Here is an 18,190-nt window from a genome sequence, read left to right as displayed (position 1 = left end):
GCGTGTAACCTCAATCACACCGTTGAAGGTAACCCGCGTTACTTGCCAACGATTGCGATACGACCTCAGACCGAACCCTTGGTACTGCGCGCAGGATCAACGAAGACACCGGAGCATTCAATGGCGAAAACCACCACCCACCAGAAAGCCGCCGCTGTGCGGCAGCGGGGTGTCACCATGAGTGATGTCGCTCGGCACGCCGGTGTCTCCCGGACGGCGGTCTCGTTCGTGCTGAGCAACCGAGAAAACGCCAGCATTTCTGAGGAAACACGCATCCGCATCAACGACGCCGTTCAGGCATTGGGTTACCGCCCGAATGCCGGAGCGCGCGCACTGGCTTCCCAGCGCAGTGATTGGTACGGACTCGTCACCGAGATCGTGACGGCCCCGTTTGCGGTGGACATCATCAAGGGCGCCCAGGATCAAGCCTGGCTTGACCACCGGTTCCTGCTCATCGCGCCTTCCGACCAGGCCGATGCCGTGGGACCCAACCAAGGGCTGGAAGATGCAGCAACGGAAAAGCTGCTGGAACAACGAGTAGAAGGACTTTTGTACGCGGCAACATACCACCGCGGCGTGCACGTTCCGGAAAGCGCCCACGAGGTTCCCACCGTCCTGATCAATTGTTTCGACGCGGACGGGAAGCTGCCCTCGATCGTCCCGGACGAGCGCGCGGGCGGCAGGGTTGCCGTCGATCGTTTGCTCCGGGCCGGCCACAGCAGGATCGGAGTCATCAATCTGGACCCGCACATTCCCGCGGCCATCGGGCGTTTGGAGGGTGCACGAGAAGCACTCGCGGGCGCCGGGCTGGAACTGGATCCGGAGCTGGTGGTGTCCGGGCATGCGACGGCGGATGGAGGCTATGAGGCGGCGTGCCAAATCCTGGATCGTTACCCCCAGCAGGACAGGCCGACCGCACTGTTCTGCCTCAATGACCGCATGGCGATGGGCGCTTATGACGCCATCAAGGAACGGGGACTGACCATCCCCGGCGACATCGCCGTGATCGGCTTCGACAACCAGGAACTGATTGCGGCCTACCTCAGGCCAAAGTTGACCACGGTTGCGTTGCCGTTCGAAAAAATGGGCGCTCTGGGAGTCCAGACGCTCGCAGCTCTCACAGCAGGACAGCCGATCACTGCCGACCAGCAATTGGTCGACTGTCCGCTGCTAGAACGCTCTTCGGTCTGACCGTGAAATCAATGTCGAAGAGCAAACCCTTACCCACCACTTCACCTTGCTGATGAAGATAGGAAAGAGATACCCATCATGACACAACCCCGATTCTTGAGGTCTGCCCGCATTGCAGCGGCCGGACTGGCTGTGGGTGCAATGCTGCTGACTGGCTGCGCTGCCACCGTCAACAAGTCCGCCGGCACCGACGCCGGAGCCAACGCGAACGCCTTCCTGACCATCCCGCGTGAGGACATGAGCACCTTCGACCGTAACTTCAACCCCTTCGCCCCCACTGTGAACCCCATGGTCCAGCAGGCCATCTACGAACCCCTGATGGTCTTCAACCCGGCCAAAGGCAACACGGTCCCCTGGCTGGGCGCCTCCTGGGACGCTGCCAAGGACGGCAAATCCGTCACCTTCACCCTGCGTGAGGGCGTGAAGTGGTCCGACGGGCAGCCTTTCGTCGCCGATGACGTGGCCTACACCTTCCAGCTGCAGAAGAAGCTCAAGGGCGGCTTCGAGTACCTGGATTCCGTCACTCCGTCGGGCACCGACAAGGTGACATTCACCTTCAACAAGCCCTGGTCCCCCGCGCTCTATGAGATCGGGCAGCTCCCCATCATCCCCAAGCACATCTGGTCATCCATCGCCGATCCCGCGAAGGACACCAACGCCAACCCCGTAGGAACCGGCCCCTACACCCAGGTGGACAGCTTCCAGTCCCAGTCCTTCGTGCTGAAGAAGAACCCGAACTACTGGCAGCCTGACAAGCAGAAGATCGCCGGCATCAAAATGCTGGCAATGTCCGGAAACGATGCCGCCAACCTGGCCAGCGTCAACGGCGATGTGGACTGGTCCACCCAGTTCATCCCGAACATCGAGAAGACCTTCATCGCAAAGGACAAGGACCACCGCCACTTCTGGTTCCCGCCCACGGGCGCCATGATCAACTGGCAGTTGAACACCAGCAAAGCGCCGTTCAACGACGCGACAGTGCGCAAGGCCCTGAGCATGGCGGTTGACCGTGACCAGGTCACCAAGATCGGCATGAGCGGATACGCCACCCCGGCCGACTGCACAGGCCTCTCCGGCAACTACGCGAGCTGGAAGAACGCCGATGTGGCGAACAACTGCACCTGGACCAAGCTGAACGTCGACGAAGCGAACAAGATGCTCGACGCAGCCGGTTACCCCAAGGGCGCGGACGGCAAACGCACCCTCAAGGACGGCAAGCCCTTCGAGTTCAAGATCTCCGTGGGCGCCAGCTCCTCCGACTGGCTCTCCGTAGCAAACGTGATCTCCCAGAACCTCCAGGCCATCGGCGTGACCGCCAAGGTTGACTCCCCTGACTGGGCCTCCGTCGTCTCCAGCTACGAGCAGGGAACGTTCGACACCGGCATCGTCTGGAGCGCGAACGACCCCAGCCCGTTCAAGTACTTCAGCTCCACCATGGGCACCTCCACCGTCAAGCCGGTGGGCGCCAAGGCCACCGAGAACTACCACCGTTTCGGCGATCCAAAGGCCGATGATCTCCTGCAGCAGTTCGCTGCTGCCGGCGACGAAGCCGCACAGAAGCAGATCGCGAGCCAGCTTCAGGCGGAATACAACGCGGTGGCCCCGACGGTTCCACTGTTCTCCGGCCCCGAATGGGGCGACTACACGGACGTTCACTTCACGGGATGGCCCACTCAAGACAACCCCTACGCAACGCTCTCCGACCGCTCCCCCACCACGGTCCTGGTCCTGACCACTCTGGAACCACGCAAGTAGCCGGCACCAGTTCCCGGCCGGTGGCTGCCGTTGCCATATTCCGGTTCCCACCGGCCGAGAACCTTCTCATCTTTCCCGCCCGGGACCACTGTCGTCCCGGACCCCGCCTTTCCCGAACGGAGCAACCGTGCGCTTCATCCTGCGCCGCCTGGGTTTCTACCTGATCGCCTTCTGGGCCTCCATCACCCTGAACTTCCTGCTCCCGCGCTTCATGCCGGGAGACCCCGTCTCACGCATGTTCGCCCGTACCCAGGGCAAGATGCAGCCCGAACAGATCGAAGCCCTGCGCAAGATGCTCGGCGTGGATACGCGGCCGCTCTGGGAACAGTACGTCGACTACATGCACAACATCCTGACCGGCCAGATGGGTGTCTCCATCTCGCGCTTCCCCACCCCGGTCACCGAGGTCATCGCCAGCCAGATCGGCTGGACCCTTTTGCTGGGCGGAACCGCCCTGGTGTTCGCCGCCATCATCGGCAATCTCCTCGGCATCCTGGCCGCCTGGCGACGCGGCGGCGCGATCGACTCCGCCCTGCCACCGCTCCTGATCTTCATTGGATCCTTCCCGTACTTCTGGCTGGCCATGGGAGCCCTGTACCTGTTCGGCGTAGTGCTGGGCTGGTTCCCGATCCGCCACGCCTTCACGGATGGACTGGAGCCCGCCTTCACCTGGGAGTTCATCGGCGACGTCGGCGCGCACCTTGTGCTCCCGGCGCTGACGATCGTCCTGGTGTCCATCGGCGGCTGGATGCTGGGCATGCGGAACACCATGATCGCCACGAACGCCGAGGACTACATCACCATGGCCGAGGCCAAGGGTCTCCGGCCGGGCCGCATCATGCTCCGCTACGCCGCCCGCAACGCGATGCTCCCGTCGGTCACGAGCTTCGGCATGAGCCTGGGCTTCGTGGTGGGTGGTGCAATGCTCACCGAGGTGGTGTTCGCGTATCCGGGCGTCGGCTACCAACTCCTCAACGCCGTCCAAGGCCTCGACTACCCGCTTATGCAGGGCCTGTTCCTGACCATCACCGCCGCTGTGCTGCTGGCGAACTTCCTGGTGGACATCCTCTACGTCCGCCTCGACCCGCGTGTGCGCAGCAACTGAGGGACCCATCATGACAACCGCAATTCTCAAGCAGCCCACTGAGCCCACAGCTGCCCGCAAGCCCAACCGCAGTTTCGTCCACGGACTTATCACCAACAAGAAGGCCCTGGTGGGCATGATCGTGATGCTCGTGTTCATCGCGCTCGCGTTGCTGGCCCCCGTGCTGTTCCCCGGAGACCCATCGCGGATCACCGCGATGGCCTCGCTGGAACCGTCTCCCGAGCACTGGCTCGGCACCACGGCCAAAGGTCAGGATGTGCTTGCCCTGACTGTCCATGGCTCCCGCAGTTCCCTGTTCGTCGGGTTGACTGTGGGCTTCGCATCCACCTTCATCGGCATTTTGGTGGGCCTGGCGTCGGCGTACTTCGGCAAGTTCATTGACGAAGCACTGTCCCTGGTGACCAACGTCTTCCTGCTCCTGCCCGGACTCCCGCTCCTTGTCATCCTGGCCGCGTTCCTGCCGCCGGGTTTGGGAACCGTGATCCTGGTCCTCGTGGTCACCGGCTGGGCTGGTTCGGCACGTGTACTGCGCTCCCAGGCGTTGTCCATCCGCTCAAAGGACTTCGTGGCCGCGGCCGTGGTGTCCGGCGAACGGGCGGGCCGGATCATGTTCCGGGAAATCCTCCCGAACATGGCCTCGATCGTCATGGGAACCCTGCTCGGCTGCGTGATCTACGGCATCGGCGCCCAAGCAGGCCTGGAGTTCCTTGGCCTGGGCGACGTGAGCACCGTTTCCTGGGGCAACAACCTCTTCTGGGCCGGCAACGAGGGCGCCCTCCTGACCGGCAGCTGGTGGGTCTTCGTTCCCTCGGGTGTCTGCATCGCGCTGGTCGCGTTCGCACTGGCCCTCATCAACTATGCCGTGGACGAAGTCACTAATCCGCGGCTACGGAAGATCAAAACCCCAAAGAATACCGAAAGGAGCGCCGGCAAGTGACAGTCTCACAAGTTTCCTTCGGCTCCCATGAGCCCGTCCTGGACGTCAAGAACCTCAGCGTCAAGTACATCGGCGACACCCGCTCCACCACCGCCGTCGACCGTGTTTCCTTCAGCATCGGCACCGGTGAAGTGTTCGGGCTGGCGGGCGAGTCCGGCTGTGGAAAGTCCACCATCGCCAACTCGATCATGCGCCTCCTGAAGGATCCCGCGAAGATCGCCGGCGGCAGCATCTCCTTCGGCGGCAAGGATGTCCTGGCCATGAGCCCGGAGGAACTGCGGGGCTTCCGCTGGCAGGACGTCGCTATGGTCTTCCAATCGGCCATGAACTCGCTCAACCCTGTGCTCACCATCGGCGAGCAGATCGTGGACATCTTCACCACACACGCCGGCTACTCCCGCAAGGAATCCCTCCGACGCGCGGGCCAGCTGCTGGAACTTGTCAGGATCGACCCCGCTCGACTCAAGTCCTACCCGCACCAGCTTTCGGGCGGCATGCGCCAGCGTGCGGTGATCGCGATGGCCGTAGCGCTCAAGCCGTCGCTGCTGATCCTCGACGAACCCACCACGGCCCTGGACGTGGTGGTCCAGCAGGAAATCATGGCCCAAATCAAGGAACTCCAACGCGAACTGGGATTCTCCGTCCTCTTCATCACCCACGACATGTCCCTCATGGTGGAGCTCTCGCACCGCATGGCCGTGATGTACGGAGGCCGGATCGTGGAGACCGCGAAAGCCCAGGACGTCTACGCCAACCCCCGCCACCCCTACACTCAGGCCCTCATGGGTGCGTTCCCACCGCTCACCGGTCCGCGGGTTCCGCTGACCGGACTGCCCGACGGCGTGAAGTTCCGGAACATCCCCGACCTCACCGAAGCAGCACCCGGCCATTTCGTGGCACCTGTCAGTGCCGACGCTTCAGCGGCTGACACCGCCATCATGGAAGGAGCCGCACGATGAGCCACGCTGTGCTGTCATCCCGGCGCCCCTCCGCCGACACAGAAGCTGCGGCCCTCGAGGTCCGCGGACTAGGAAAGTCTTTCCCTCTAGGTGGTTTGTTCTCCCGGGAGTCCGTCCGGGCCCTGCACGGCGTAGACCTGGCCATTGGCCGCGGAGAAATCGTGGCCCTCGTGGGAGAGTCCGGGTCGGGTAAGAGCACCCTGGCCCGCTGCGTTGCCCGGCTGGAACGACCGAGCGCCGGGGAGATCCTGATCGACGGCGTCGACGTCCTCAAGCGCGACCGCTTCCAGGCATCGCGCGCCTTCCGCTCCCAACTGCAGATGGTCTTCCAGGATCCCTTCGGCTCGCTGAATCCTGCCCACAGGGTGGAGCATTTCCTGCGGAGGTCGCTGGCGATCCACCGGAAGGGCGGCAGCTCCGAGACAGAGACACGGCAGCGACTCGAGGAGCTTATGACTACCGTAGGCCTGCAGGCCGACATGCTGAACTCCTACCCGCACGAGCTCTCCGGCGGGCAGCGCCAGCGAGTCGCGATCGCCCGGGCCCTCGCCGTGGAACCACAGGTCATCCTCGCTGACGAACCCACCTCCATGCTGGATGTTTCGGTCCGCATCGGTGTTCTGAACCTGATGCGCAAACTCCGCGATGAGCAGGGAATCTCCATGCTCTACATCACACACGACCTCGCTTCGGCCCGATACCTAGCGGATCGGACGGCCGTCATGTTCGCCGGTGAGCTCGTTGAAGAGGGCGAGTCCTTGGACCTCCTGGCCAATGCGGCCCACCCGTACACGCAACTGCTGGTCTCAGCCGTCCCGGATCCGGCCAGGGCGGGCTCCTACGATCCCGTCCGCCGGGCCGAGCTGCGGCAGGCTGTGATGGCTTCGACCAGCTGCGCTTTCGACGGCGACCCAAACCAGGCCTGCTCGGCCGAGGAACCCGTTCGCCACGGTGTGGGCGACCCCGAAAACCGCCACTGGGTGCGCTGCCACCTCTACCGCCCGCAGGCTGGAGCCGGCGGCCACGCCCTGGCAACTGAACCTACCGATAACAAGGCCTCCGCATGACTGAATCGACGCACCCACTCGGCACCGTTCCCCAGGACGAACTGATTGCCCGCGCCGATGCGGACCCCCTTCGGCCGCGCTTCCATTTCGTGTCCCCGGCCGGTTGGCTGAACGACCCCAACGGCGTGAGCCAGTGGAACGGCACCTATCACCTCTTCTACCAGTACAACCCCGAAGGCGCCTTCCACCACCGCATCCAGTGGGGCCACGCCACCAGCACCGACCTCGTCCGCTGGACGGACCAGCCGGTGGCACTGGAACCTTCCGCAGGTCCGGACGCCGACGGCTGCTGGTCGGGGGTGTTGGTGAACGACGGCGGAACACCCACGTTGGTGTACTCGGGACGGCTGGGCGAGCAGGAGTTGCCCTGCGTTGCCGTCGGATCCGCAGACCTCCTGAGCTGGAGCAAAATTCCTCAGAACCCGGTCATCGCAGCTCCACCGGCCGGCGTGGACATCACGGCGTATCGCGATCACTGCGTCTGGCGCGAGGGTTCCATCTGGCGGCAGTTGGTGGGATCGGGCATCCGTGGGCGCGGCGGAACTGCGTTCCTGTACGAGTCCCGCGACCTGCGCTCCTGGGAATACGTCGGGCCCCTGTTCATCGGCGACGCCTCCCAGGGCGATCCTGCCGAAACCGACTGGACCGGGACCATGTGGGAATGCGTTGACCTGTTCCGGGCAGGCGGGGGCTCGTTGGGTACGGTTCCTACTTCTGGCGACGCGCCCGACGTGCTGGTCTTTTCCGCATGGGACAACGGCGACACCAGACACCCGCTGTACTGGACCGGCCGCTATTCGGAAAACACCTTCGAGCCGACCGGGCTGCATCGGCTCGACTACGGAGGACGGTTCTTCTACGCGCCACAGTCCTTCCAGGATCAGTCCGGCCGACGCATCATGTTTGGCTGGCTTCAGGAAGGCCGCAGCAATGCCGCGATGATCGAGGCCGGGTGGTCGGGCGTCATGAGTTTGCCGCGCGTCACCACCCTGGCCGACGACGGATCCCTGGTGTTCGCGCCCGTGCCTGAAATCGAGAAGCTGCGCCGGGACCACGTCGGCCTGCCGGTACAGGAATTGGTGCCCGGGGCACCTGTGCCGACCGGGGTGTCCGGCAACCAACTGGACCTCGAACTGGATTTGCAGCTCGAGCCTGGTGCCGTGCTGCGGCTGGGCTTGCTGGGATCAGCTGACAATGGTGTCTCCGGCAGTTCCAAGGAGGAAACAGTGATCGAGCTGCGCCGGACCACTGAAGGCGGCAGCCAAGGCACACTCCGCCTCGACCGTACTCAGAGCAGCCTCGATCCAACCGTTGATGTCGACGACAAGGCCGGACCACTCCCGATGCCCGACGGCCGGGTGCACCTGCGCGTCCTGGTGGACCGGTCCGCCGTCGAAATTTTCGCCAACGGCAAGCCGCTCACCGCCCGCGTTTACCCGACCCTGGCCGGCGAGCACGTGAGCCTGACCGCCGAAGGTACCGTGAGGCTGCTCTCCTTCGATGCCTGGACCATGGCTGAGATCTTTGGAGAAGCTCGGAACCTCTTCCCCTAACTCAGGATCCGACCTCTCCCGCCTTTGGAGTCATCACCAAATCGCTCAATCACCTAAGACATCCAGCTCACGGCCGCGGGCATCCCGCCGCGAAGCAGACGTACGACCTATACAAGAGCAACTGCCAACCCCAGCATCCGTCCAGCCGCCGAACAGCGCCCCGCACCGTTCGCCGGCTGGATGGCCGCACCCACCCTTCCTCAGGAAGACGAAATGAAACGAGACTTTGATTCATGACTGCGGTAACCGCGCCCACACGTGAGGCTTTCCGGCCGGCGATGCATTACGCCAGCAAGGACACCTGGCTCAATGACCCCAACGGCCTCATCTACTACGAGGGTAATTACCACCTCTACTACCAGAACAACCCCTTTGGGAATGTCTGGGGAAACATGTCCTGGGGGCACGCCACCTCCACGAACCTCATCACGTGGACAGAGCAACCCGTCGCTATTGCCTGCGACGAATACGAGGACATCTTCTCCGGCAGCGTCGTTTACGACCAGCACAACACCAGCGGCTTCGGCGACGGAACTGCTGCACCCCTGGTCGCCATCTACACAAGTGCCTACAAGGAGAACTCACAGCACGCCGGGATCCAGGCCCAGTCACTCGCGTGGAGCACGGACGGCGGCTACACCTGGTCCAAGTACCACGGAAACCCGGTCCTGAACCGCAATTCCGCGAACTTCCGCGACCCGAAGGTGTTCCGCTACAACGGCCCGGCCGGCGCCTATTGGGTAATGGTCGCTGTCGAGGCACTGGATTTCACGGTCGTGATGTACCGTTCGGATGACCTGAAGAGCTGGGACTACCTCAGCAGTTTTGGGCCGGCCAACGCTACTGGCGGAGTCTGGGAATGTCCTGACCTGTTTCCTCTGCCACTTGACGGGAACGAGGACCTGATCAGATGGGTGCTGACCGTTAACCTCAATCCCGGCGGGCCGAACGGAGGATCTGCTGGACAGTACTTCGTGGGAGACTTTGACGGCGTGACGTTCAGGTCCGAAACCACGGTCACTGGAGGCGACCAGGATCCGGCGCACATGGCCGAGTATCTTTGGCTCGACTGGGGCCGGGACTACTACGCGGCTGTGTCCTTCAGCAACGTTCCGGACGGTCGCCGGCTCACGATGGCCTGGATGAACAACTGGCAGTACGGCAACGACATTCCAACCTCCCCGTGGCGAAGCCCCATGTCGCTTGTACGCGAGGTCTCGCTCGTCACCTCTGAAGGGGCACCGCACCTCACCCAGCAGGCCGTGATTGACCCCGCAGCGCTTACCCGCACAGTTGCCTACACAGAGCTGGACGTCGATGGCATCCGTTCCGTGGCAGGCGGGGGCTCCGTGCAACTCATCGAGGTAACGTTTGTGCCCGGTTCCGCAGAGGAATTTGGCCTCGTGATCCGCGGCAACGGCAACGAAGGTATAAGGATCGGCATCCGTCCGGGTGACGGCAGACTGCTCGTGGATCGAACGGTCTCGGGCAACACGGCGTTCCACAGCGCCTTCGCATCGATCGACACCGCGCCCCTGCGTGCCGTGGATGGAGCGTATAACCTGCGCATTTTCGTTGACCACTGCTCTGTGGAGATCTTCGCCCAAGACGGAGAAATCACCCTCACCGAACTGGTCTTCCCAGACCCCTCCAGCACCGGCGTATCGCTGTACACCACCGGAGGAACAGCAAAGGTCACTTCGCTCAGGCTCATCACCCTCGCCTGACCATGGCTGCCCAACCGCCGGATGGTTTCAGACCCACCCAATCAACGCGGCGGGTGGACGACGGCGGCCCAGCTTGCCGGCCAGGGCACGCGCCTGAAATAGAGAGTCCCCTGGCGCGCGTGGGTTTGAACGCCTTGCCGCTGCCCTGCAGTCACTACCTCCGCCGCGCCGAACTGCTGTTCCCGGTCCTCACCGAGTGGAGGAAAAGAACTCCATCGCGATCGCCAGCAATGAGTCCTTCTCGAGTGACATGTGGACCTGCAACCTGTCCTTGGAAGGTGATTTGGCCCGGGAGGCGGCGCCTGACTTTCAGGTTTCGTGCTGCGACCGACTGCACGCCTCCCGGCCCAAGAGTGTGGGGCTATACACACCGAGGAATCTGTGGAAGCCCGCGCGGCTTTCCTGGTCCGCCTACTTGGAGATGGTGGTTGGTAGCCAGGCGGGTCTGGTTCTCTCAAAGTCAGTAATTAGTTCTTGGTCTTGCAGGGTCAGAAGTCCGATTGACGTGTCTAGTAACCCCTCCGTCTCAAAACGCAAGACTTACAAGACAAAACAACTGGCACGTCAGTCCATATCTTGGAATGCAGGCCCGGACGACGAACCCTTGGCGCCCGATCCTGTTCCAAGGTCCGTGAAGGGCCTGACTGCGTTGCGCCTCCGCAACGACGGTCGCTACCTTAGGTCGAGCCGACGCAGGCCCGCACCGATGGCCACCGAGGCCACACCCGAGCGGGATTCCTGTGCCATCTTGACGAGGATGTTCTCCACGTGTGTTGTGACGGTGCGGATGGAAATACCGAGTTCGGAGGCAATCTGCTGATTTGAGCGCCCCGCCGTTATCCGATCGATGACCTCCGCTTCCCTCGTGGTCAGTCCGAACGGAAGTTCCATCGGTGTTTCAACGATCAGGGCAACGTCACGGTGTCCTGCCCATGCCGCGGCCGTGCGGGTGATTTCCAGCGCGACCGTGCCGTTGTCCGTGGCCCACAGCCCTGAGACGGAAGCTGCGTCGCCTGCGAGGAACCGGGCGACGAATTCGCGGAAATGCGGCCGGAAGACCACGCTGCTCATGGCCCTGGAGATGACGGGGCGGGGATCGTCCTCTCCGTCGAAGAGGGCGGCTTTGCAATCTTCCCGAAGCCGGAGCGTGGGGTAACCCGCGGTTTGACGTCGGCACAGCTCAGCGACGATCGGTGAGAGAGCGCCGATGAGGTCCCGGGCATCATCGTCGAAGTTGTGGAAATGAGCGGCCGAGAGATGGAGCATTCCCGAGTATTGGCCATCGTCGGAAATCAGGCACGTGCTCATCCCATCGGAAAAGCCTGCCGGTGCCAGCGCGGTCTGATACAGACGGGTTTCCCGGTAGTCGTACTTCAAGTCATCAATGCGCAACGGTCGATGCAGTTTCAACAGCTTCCGATGTGCCTTGGTTGCAGCGTAAGGGTCGCCCAACGCGGCCAGGGTTTCCGGCTGGTAGCCATCATTTGCCAAGACATCATGCCGGGCTTGGACTGGGTCCCAGAAGAGCAACGCCGCAGCGTCATGCCTGGTGCCATCGGCCAGGATGTGCAGGATCTGGTCAGCACCGTCAAGGTGATATTGCGCCGCACCGGCAGCAAAAGCCGCCTTGAGTAGAATCCGGGACTTTCCGCTGACCATCAAGGCCTCCAAGACAGGAGGAACGTGTCCTCCGGGTATGCGGCTTAATTATACGGCTCACGATCCGGGTCGCTCATGCCCGGGTTCCAACATCTGAACGGCCCCCGTGATTTCCATGCCTTCGTCCGCCCGGTTGCTCGGCAGTACGTATAAATACCGATACTGCAGGCGCGGCCGCATTCATAGGCTTGATTACACAAAGCGGTGAGCCTTGTATCGGTCGTGAAAGAGCACAAAGTGAAAAGCATTGAGCCAAAACCCGGTGAATCCATCATGGCGTGCGGGCACAGTTGCCTACTCGATCAGCGAATCCGACCCGCCTCGTGCGGCGGCAAGGCCGGAACGAAGGACCTGAGCGATGGCCGCTCCTGAGCTTCACGGGCAGGCGGACCGGTTCACTGTCAGCCCGTCGGCGGGCATCTGTTTCACCATCACTTGCCGGGGCGCATCCAGTTTTGAGACGCAACTGCTGCGTCTCAAAGGCAGCCGAGGCGAAGAAGCGAATCCGGAGCTGGGAGGAACTGCGGTGCGCAGCAGTATCAATGCACGATATGAACGCCGCCGGCATGGAATTTGCCGCCACCCCTACCTGGAAGTGCCAGGCAGCGAAAATGTCTTCAGCGGGGCTGCTGGCGTTACCTTCGGGGCTTTCATACGCTCCGACGCGCCGACGGCCGCCCGGCAAGCGGTTCTCACCGCGTGGGACACAAGCATGGGCGCGGGATTCGGAATATTCCTTCAGAAGGGAAAGCTGACGCTTTTGGCCGGCCACGGCGAGGCCAGGATGGAGCTCAGCATCCCCGAACCTCTCCAGCCGGGCATCTGGTACGAAGTGGCCGCGACCTACGACCTCGCATCAGGTCTCGGGGCCCTGTCTCAGAAACCATGCTCCGCGGGCGTGGGGTCCCGACGTATAGCGTCCCCGAGAGCCCGCAAAACCCGGACAACAACTGATCATTGCAGACTCGCGCAGCTAACGCCCGCGCCGATCATGATCGGCGCCAGCGCCAAGCTCACTTCACACTGGACGGCTGCCGAAGAATCCTTCAGGGGAACGATTGAATCCCCCTACGCCATCGCGAACGCAACAAGTGCCTCGGATCTGCCGGGGCTGCACGCCCGGCGCTTGGACTCTCCTGCCCTACTTGCGGCATGGGATTTCTCCCAAGGGCATTCCGACGACGGCATCCACCCCGATGAAGTGCCCGACATCACCGGTTCTTTTGACGCCCGCTGCGTGAATGCACCGCTGAGGGCGGTCCAGGGGCATCTTGGCAACGCGATCGAAAACTTCAGGACCGCGCCGGAAAGGTACGGCGCCATCCGTCTGCTGGACAGGCAGCCTGATCCCGAGAGATGGCAGTCGCAGATCACCCTCGCAGTCCCGGAATCCCTGGAAAGCGGGTTCTATGCCGTGCGGATACGCGCCGCGAATACCGAGGAATATGTCCCGTTTGTCGTCTCGCCGCCGAGACAACCGACGTTGCACAGGGCAGACGGCACGGGGGCCGCACCCGATTGAGTTCCGCCCACGAGGCCAAGTCGCATCATTGAGCACCCACCAACCGCTCATCCAACTAACCCAGATCCACTTACGGAATCCACAGCCCAAGTCTAGGATTCTTCCGAGAGGCACAGATAGCCCATGAAAAGCGAAAGTATTGCTACGTCGCCCGACGACGCCGGAGTCAACGACGTCGAAGAGCAAAAACTAGGGGCGCTCGGCTACAAGCAAGAGCTCAACCGCACCATGACCTTGACCGATGTCGTCGTTTACGGCCTCATCTTCATGGTCCCGCTGGCCCCGGTGGCCGTGTTCGGTACCATCTTCAATTTCTCCCACGGCATGGCCGCGCTGGTCTACCTCGTTGCCGGAATTGCCATGTACTTCAGCGCCGTCAGCTACAAGGAAATGGCCAAGGAGTACCCCGTTGCCGGGTCCGTATATTCGTATGTCCGCCTAGGTACCACGAAGTTCGTGGGGTTCCTGTCGGGGTGGGCCATCCTCCTGGACTACCTGCTCCTGCCGGCGCTGCTGTTGATTCTCGCAGCGTCCGCCATGGCAGCGCTCATGCCCGATGTTCCGGGCTGGATCTGGGTCATAGGTTTCCTCGTTGTGGTGGCCTTTATCAATCTCCGCGGCATCGTTGTCACGGCCCGGATGAACATGATCTTCCTGATCATCCAGGGCGCGGCGCTCATCGTTTTCGTCGGCGGGGCCTTGGTCGCGATCGCCCAAGGGCGGGCGCAGTTCAGCCTTGCCCCGTTCTACCAACCTGAATTCTTCTCCTGGGACCTCGTTTTCACGGCCATCCCGGTCGCTGCCCTGAGCTACATCGGCTTCGACGCGATTTCGACGCTCAACGAGGAAGCCAAGGGCGGCGGAAAAACCGTGTCGAAAGCAACCATGATCGTCCTGTGGCTCGTGATCGCGTTATTCGTCGCACAGGTCTATTTGGCGGCCCTGTTTGTCCCCAACAACACGCCATTCGCCGACGGCGACGCGGTGAACAACGCCTTCTACTACATCGCCGAAACCGTAGTGGCCCCCTGGTTCAAGATCGTCTTCACCCTGATCACAGCCATGATCGCACTGTTCGCCAACGTCCTGGTTTCCCACGCCACCACATCGAAGATGATCTTCGCAATGGCCCGTGACGGCCAGCTGCCCCGCCGTCTGGCCGTCGTGAGTAAAAAGCACCAGGTCCCGACAGCGGCCATGATCGTAGTGACGATCCTCACCACCATCATCGGAGTGCTGGGAGTGGGACAGATCGATGTCATCGTCACCATGGTCACCTTCGGCGCCCTCACGGCCTACATCCTGCTTCACATCAGCGTCATTATCCACTTCGGCGTACGTCAGTCCAGCAGGAAGTACTTCATCCACTGGATCTCTCCCGTGCTCGGCATTGTCGTGCTCGGATACGCGCTCTACAGCACCAACATCCTGGCCAAAATCATCGGCATCTCATGGCTGGCCATCGGCACCGTCGTCGCACTCGTTCTGAAACGGTCCGGCCGCACGCTTGAAACGGAAGACGGCCTCTAAATCCCCGCCGAGACCAACCCTGCAGCCGCCTTCTGGGGAAGGATCACCGGTTCTGACTCTCAAGCCAGAACCGGTGATCCGGTACAGCTCGCGGACACCGGGTTCAGCGGGGCCAATCCACGGCTGGGTCCGTGAGAGGGTGCTTCGGCTACATCAATGTCCGTGAAACTCCACGGCCGGGCCACCACCTAAACCAACTCCGTGAGCGACCCGACCGGTACGTACAACTACCGATACCTCCACAGCCAGCCCGGTCATACCGTGGAAGTTATAGCCAACAAACGTCTGGGCACGGTCAACGCAAGCAGGCTGTCTCCCTGCCAGCCAGCCCGTCGCACGACCGGCACCACCTCAACAACGAAAGCGAGACCCTTACATGACTCCGCGGACCAGTCCAAAGCCTGGCTACTTCCACCGTGGCCGAACCGGGGCGAAGTGATGCGTACCAGCGCGGACCGCTCATCCGAGCTCATGAGCATTTTCGAGGAACGTTTCTCATCCCGGCTCCGTCGCGACTTTACAGGTGACGTAACAGCCGCCTACGACCGCTGCCCATTAGGCCCCCACGACGACAAGACAGCCCGCGTCGTGCGGGCACTCGGGAATGCCTCCGCCAACGGCAAGGAGATCATCCTGAACCTTGGCCCCAACGGGCCGTGGGGCATCGGCAGGATCACCCTCGGAGCACCAGGAAATCTCCTCCTCCTGCCGGGAACATTCCACAGTTACGAAGACGCGCTGCGCCGAGTGTTCTCGCTGCGCCGCAAGAATTTTTTGGAGAGCTAAACAAAATGACCGCAGCACCCAAACCAGAGACCCGGCCCGAACCGAAAATCTTCGGCTACACCGACCGCTTCGCTGCCCGCCCCGGAGAGAGCCTCTCCTTCCACGTCAGCTGCGAAGGAGCCTCCGCCTACCAGGCGTCGCTGGTCCGGCTACGCCACGGGTTCACCGGCGAAGCCGGACCGGGATTCCTCGAAGCACCGGTCCGTTCAGAAATCGATGGTGAAAAAAAGGGGACGACGTACGCCTGCCAGCCAGGATCCTACGTCGAGATACCCGACCCTTCCTCACTGCTGACCAGCCCGGAGGGACTGGTCATCCGGGCCAAGGTATACCCCACCCTGCCCTTGAGCTCGCGCTCCGGGAACTTCGGCGCCTACCACGTCACCCAGAACTCGTTCGGGGGCGGAAACGACCGGCAGGTCATCTTGGGAAACTGGGCAGAGGAATCCGCTACCGGTTACGCGCTCGTCCTGGATGCCGGGCGACCCACCTTCATCTGGAGCGAACAAGGGGCCGTAAAGTCCGTTTCACTGGACAGCCCCTTGGAAGGCCATCACTGGTACACGCTCCACGTCGAAGTCGACGCGGCGGCCGGCCGCATCCGCCTCATCCAGGCTCCGCTGTCCAACATCATGAACCGGTACACCGACCAGGCGCTGCCCCTGGAGCCCGAAGAAAAAGTCGTGGCCGCCCGACCGTCCGCAGCCGCAGTCGCGGACGCTCCTTTCCGCATCGGTGCCGGCGCCCGGTCGGACGGGGAACGATGGCTCGCGGCCAACGGCTTCAACGGCAAGATCGGCGGCGTCTCGATCCAGCGCTCCACCCCGGGCACGACCGACACCATCGCTGACTGGCACTTTGGGCGCAGCCGCCGCGAGGACGGACTGCTCCTGTGGGACGTACTCGACCAATCCACAAACCAGCTCCACGGCAGATGCCACAACGCACCCACCCGCGCCGTAGCGGGCCATTCGTTCACAGGTCTCATCGACGACTTCCGGCTGGTTCCCGATGAATACGATGCGATCCACTTCCACGATGACGACATCACCGACGCCGGCTGGCCGGCCGCGTTCACCCTGAACGTTCCCTCGGACCTGCCCAGCGGAGTGTACGCAGCCAAACTCACCGCGGACGGAGCAGAGCAGTACCTTCCCTTCTTCGTCCGGGCAGGCCAAAAGAAAAACGACGTCGCCGTGCTCTTCTCTACCGCCACGTATCTGGCCTACGCCAACGACCGGATTGCCTTCGAAGCAGACGGCGCCGAAATTATCGTCAGCCGCACCCCCATTCTCGACCGCGAAGACCTCACGCTCCAGGACCATCCCGAATTCGGGCGCTCCTGCTATGAGATCCACAACGACGGGTCCGGGGTCGTCTTCGGCAGCGTCCGCAAACCCATCCTGACCCTGCAGCCCAAACACCGTGCATGGTTCCAGGCAGAAGGTGTGTGGGGGCTTCCAGCGGACTTGTGCATCGTGCACTGGCTCGAAGTCGAGAACTGCGACTTCGATGCCATCACCGATGAGGACCTCGACCGCGAAGGCTACGACCTGCTCCGCGACTACCAGGTGGTCATCACCGGCAGCCATCCCGAGTATGTGACGCGCAACGAGCTCACAGCGCTGGAGGAGTTCACATCCAACGGCGGCAGACTCATGTACCTGGGCGGCAACGGTTTCTACGCCACCATCTCCTTCGACCCCGAACAACCACATCTGATGGAACTCCGACGCTCGGACGGTGGCACGCGCCCCCACCAATCCCCGTATGGAGACAAGCGCCACGCCACTTCCGGTGAACTTGCCGGGATCTGGAGGAACAAGGGTCTGCCGCCCCAGAAGCTCGCAGGAGTAGGATTCGCCGCTCAAGGCTTTGACCGTTGCACCTACTATGAGCGGCTCGAGGACAGCCACTCACCGGCCGCCGGGTTCATCTTCCAGGGAATCGGCGAAGACGAACACATCGGCGATTTCGGCATCATGGGCGGCGGAGCCGCAGGCGCCGAGGTCGACTGCTACCAGCCCGGACTGGGTTCACCGCCCGGCACCCTCGTACTCGCCACCTCCGGGCCCCTTTCCGACGCGTACCTCCTGGCCGCAGAAGAAGTCTACGAATCCATTCCCGGCATCGGAGCCACAGAGCAACCCGGAGTCCGTTCCGACATCGTGTACTGCGCGCTGGACGGCGGAGGCGGCTTCTTCTCCGTCGGCTCCATCGCCTACACCGCGGCACTGTCCCACAACAACTACGACAACAACGTCGCTAAGATCACCGGCAACGTCCTCAGGCGCTTCCGCAGGACCGAACCGCTCCGGGAAATCCTCAGCGAAAGCTCATTCCAGCCAGCTGGGAGCTGATTCTCGATCCAAAAACCGGATCGGCGCGCCACCAGCCCG

13 protein-coding genes are annotated in these 18,190 nt (G+C 62.7%); 12 read left to right on the top strand and 1 reads right to left on the bottom strand.

Annotated elements, in window-relative coordinates; translation table 11 throughout:
• Positions 1 to 120: 120 nt before the first annotated feature.
• The 8 genes from OIT41_RS03355 (at position 121) to OIT41_RS03320 (ending at position 10,294) form a co-directional block, all read left to right on the top strand.
• The gene (locus tag OIT41_RS03355) at positions 121 to 1,191 is read left to right on the top strand and encodes a LacI family DNA-binding transcriptional regulator (protein WP_241708017.1); all 1,071 of its coding nucleotides are present in this window, start codon (positions 121 to 123) and stop codon (positions 1,189 to 1,191) included.
• 78 nt (positions 1,192 to 1,269) lie between these two features.
• Positions 1,270 to 2,946, top strand: a complete 1,677-nt coding sequence (locus OIT41_RS03350; protein WP_241708016.1) for an ABC transporter substrate-binding protein — start codon at positions 1,270 to 1,272, stop codon at positions 2,944 to 2,946.
• Between the two features lie 127 nt (positions 2,947 to 3,073).
• Positions 3,074 to 4,051, top strand: a complete 978-nt coding sequence (locus OIT41_RS03345) for an ABC transporter permease (protein WP_241708015.1) — start codon at positions 3,074 to 3,076, stop codon at positions 4,049 to 4,051.
• 10 nt (positions 4,052 to 4,061) lie between these two features.
• Positions 4,062 to 4,988, top strand: a complete 927-nt coding sequence (locus OIT41_RS03340; RefSeq protein ID WP_241708014.1) for an ABC transporter permease — start codon at positions 4,062 to 4,064, stop codon at positions 4,986 to 4,988.
• Positions 4,985 to 5,947: an ABC transporter ATP-binding protein gene (locus OIT41_RS03335; RefSeq protein WP_241708013.1), complete on the top strand. Its 963-nt coding sequence runs from the start codon at positions 4,985 to 4,987 to the stop codon at positions 5,945 to 5,947. Before OIT41_RS03340 ends, OIT41_RS03335 begins: the two co-directional genes overlap by 4 nt.
• On the top strand, positions 5,944 to 7,014 hold the full coding sequence (locus OIT41_RS03330) for an ATP-binding cassette domain-containing protein (protein ID WP_241708012.1): 1,071 nt from the start codon (positions 5,944 to 5,946) through the stop codon (positions 7,012 to 7,014). Before OIT41_RS03335 ends, OIT41_RS03330 begins: the two co-directional genes overlap by 4 nt.
• Positions 7,011 to 8,567: a glycoside hydrolase family 32 protein gene (locus OIT41_RS03325; protein ID WP_241708011.1), complete on the top strand. Its 1,557-nt coding sequence runs from the start codon at positions 7,011 to 7,013 to the stop codon at positions 8,565 to 8,567. Before OIT41_RS03330 ends, OIT41_RS03325 begins: the two co-directional genes overlap by 4 nt.
• Positions 8,568 to 8,800: 233 nt before the next feature.
• Positions 8,801 to 10,294, top strand: a complete 1,494-nt coding sequence (locus OIT41_RS03320) for a glycoside hydrolase family 32 protein (protein WP_241708010.1) — start codon at positions 8,801 to 8,803, stop codon at positions 10,292 to 10,294.
• A gap of 672 nt (positions 10,295 to 10,966) precedes the next feature.
• On the opposite strand, the gene OIT41_RS03315 is transcribed toward OIT41_RS03320, so the two are convergent.
• Entirely contained in the window at positions 10,967 to 11,953 is a 987-nt protein-coding gene (locus OIT41_RS03315) for a response regulator transcription factor (RefSeq protein ID WP_241708009.1), read from the bottom strand.
• 358 nt (positions 11,954 to 12,311) lie between these two features.
• On the opposite strand from OIT41_RS03315, the gene OIT41_RS03310 reads away from it, so the two are divergent.
• From OIT41_RS03310 to OIT41_RS03295, 4 genes are all read left to right on the top strand, one after another.
• Positions 12,312 to 13,475, top strand: coding sequence for a LamG domain-containing protein (locus OIT41_RS03310; protein ID WP_264637436.1), 1,164 nt, complete (start codon positions 12,312 to 12,314; stop codon positions 13,473 to 13,475).
• Positions 13,476 to 13,598: 123 nt separating this feature from the next.
• Entirely contained in the window at positions 13,599 to 15,005 is a 1,407-nt protein-coding gene (locus OIT41_RS03305; protein WP_241708007.1) for an APC family permease, read from the top strand.
• Positions 15,006 to 15,443: 438 nt separating this feature from the next.
• On the top strand, positions 15,444 to 15,791 hold the full coding sequence (locus OIT41_RS03300) for a hypothetical protein (protein ID WP_241708006.1): 348 nt from the start codon (positions 15,444 to 15,446) through the stop codon (positions 15,789 to 15,791).
• Between the two features lie 5 nt (positions 15,792 to 15,796).
• A complete protein-coding gene (locus OIT41_RS03295; protein WP_241708005.1) occupies positions 15,797 to 18,151 on the top strand; it encodes a N,N-dimethylformamidase beta subunit family domain-containing protein in 2,355 nt (784 codons plus the stop codon).
• Positions 18,152 to 18,190: the final 39 nt, after the last annotated feature.

The organism is Arthrobacter sp. YA7-1 (genome assembly GCF_025960325.1).
GTDB lineage: Bacteria > Actinomycetota > Actinomycetes > Actinomycetales > Micrococcaceae > Arthrobacter > Arthrobacter bambusae_A.
Note: the sequence above shows the minus strand (reverse complement) of the source record. Positions and strands in the feature narration are given on the sequence as shown.

Bases quoted from the DNA above. Each gene is read 5' to 3' on its own strand.
- OIT41_RS03355 (WP_241708017.1), top strand. From the start codon at position 121: ATGGCGAAAACCACCACCCACCAGAAAGCCGCCGCTGTGCGGCAGCGG.
- OIT41_RS03350 (WP_241708016.1), top strand. From the start codon at position 1,270: ATGACACAACCCCGATTCTTGAGGTCTGCCCGCATTGCAGCGGCCGGA.
- OIT41_RS03340 (WP_241708014.1), top strand. From the start codon at position 4,062: ATGACAACCGCAATTCTCAAGCAGCCCACTGAGCCCACAGCTGCCCGC.
- OIT41_RS03330 (WP_241708012.1), top strand. From the start codon at position 5,944: ATGAGCCACGCTGTGCTGTCATCCCGGCGCCCCTCCGCCGACACAGAA.
- OIT41_RS03325 (WP_241708011.1), top strand. From the start codon at position 7,011: ATGACTGAATCGACGCACCCACTCGGCACCGTTCCCCAGGACGAACTG.
- OIT41_RS03320 (WP_241708010.1), top strand. From the start codon at position 8,801: ATGACTGCGGTAACCGCGCCCACACGTGAGGCTTTCCGGCCGGCGATG.
- OIT41_RS03315 (WP_241708009.1), bottom strand. From the start codon at position 11,953: ATGGTCAGCGGAAAGTCCCGGATTCTACTCAAGGCGGCTTTTGCTGCC.
- OIT41_RS03310 (WP_264637436.1), top strand. From the start codon at position 12,312: ATGGCCGCTCCTGAGCTTCACGGGCAGGCGGACCGGTTCACTGTCAGC.
- OIT41_RS03305 (WP_241708007.1), top strand. From the start codon at position 13,599: ATGAAAAGCGAAAGTATTGCTACGTCGCCCGACGACGCCGGAGTCAAC.
- OIT41_RS03300 (WP_241708006.1), top strand. From the start codon at position 15,444: ATGCGTACCAGCGCGGACCGCTCATCCGAGCTCATGAGCATTTTCGAG.
- OIT41_RS03295 (WP_241708005.1), top strand. From the start codon at position 15,797: ATGACCGCAGCACCCAAACCAGAGACCCGGCCCGAACCGAAAATCTTC.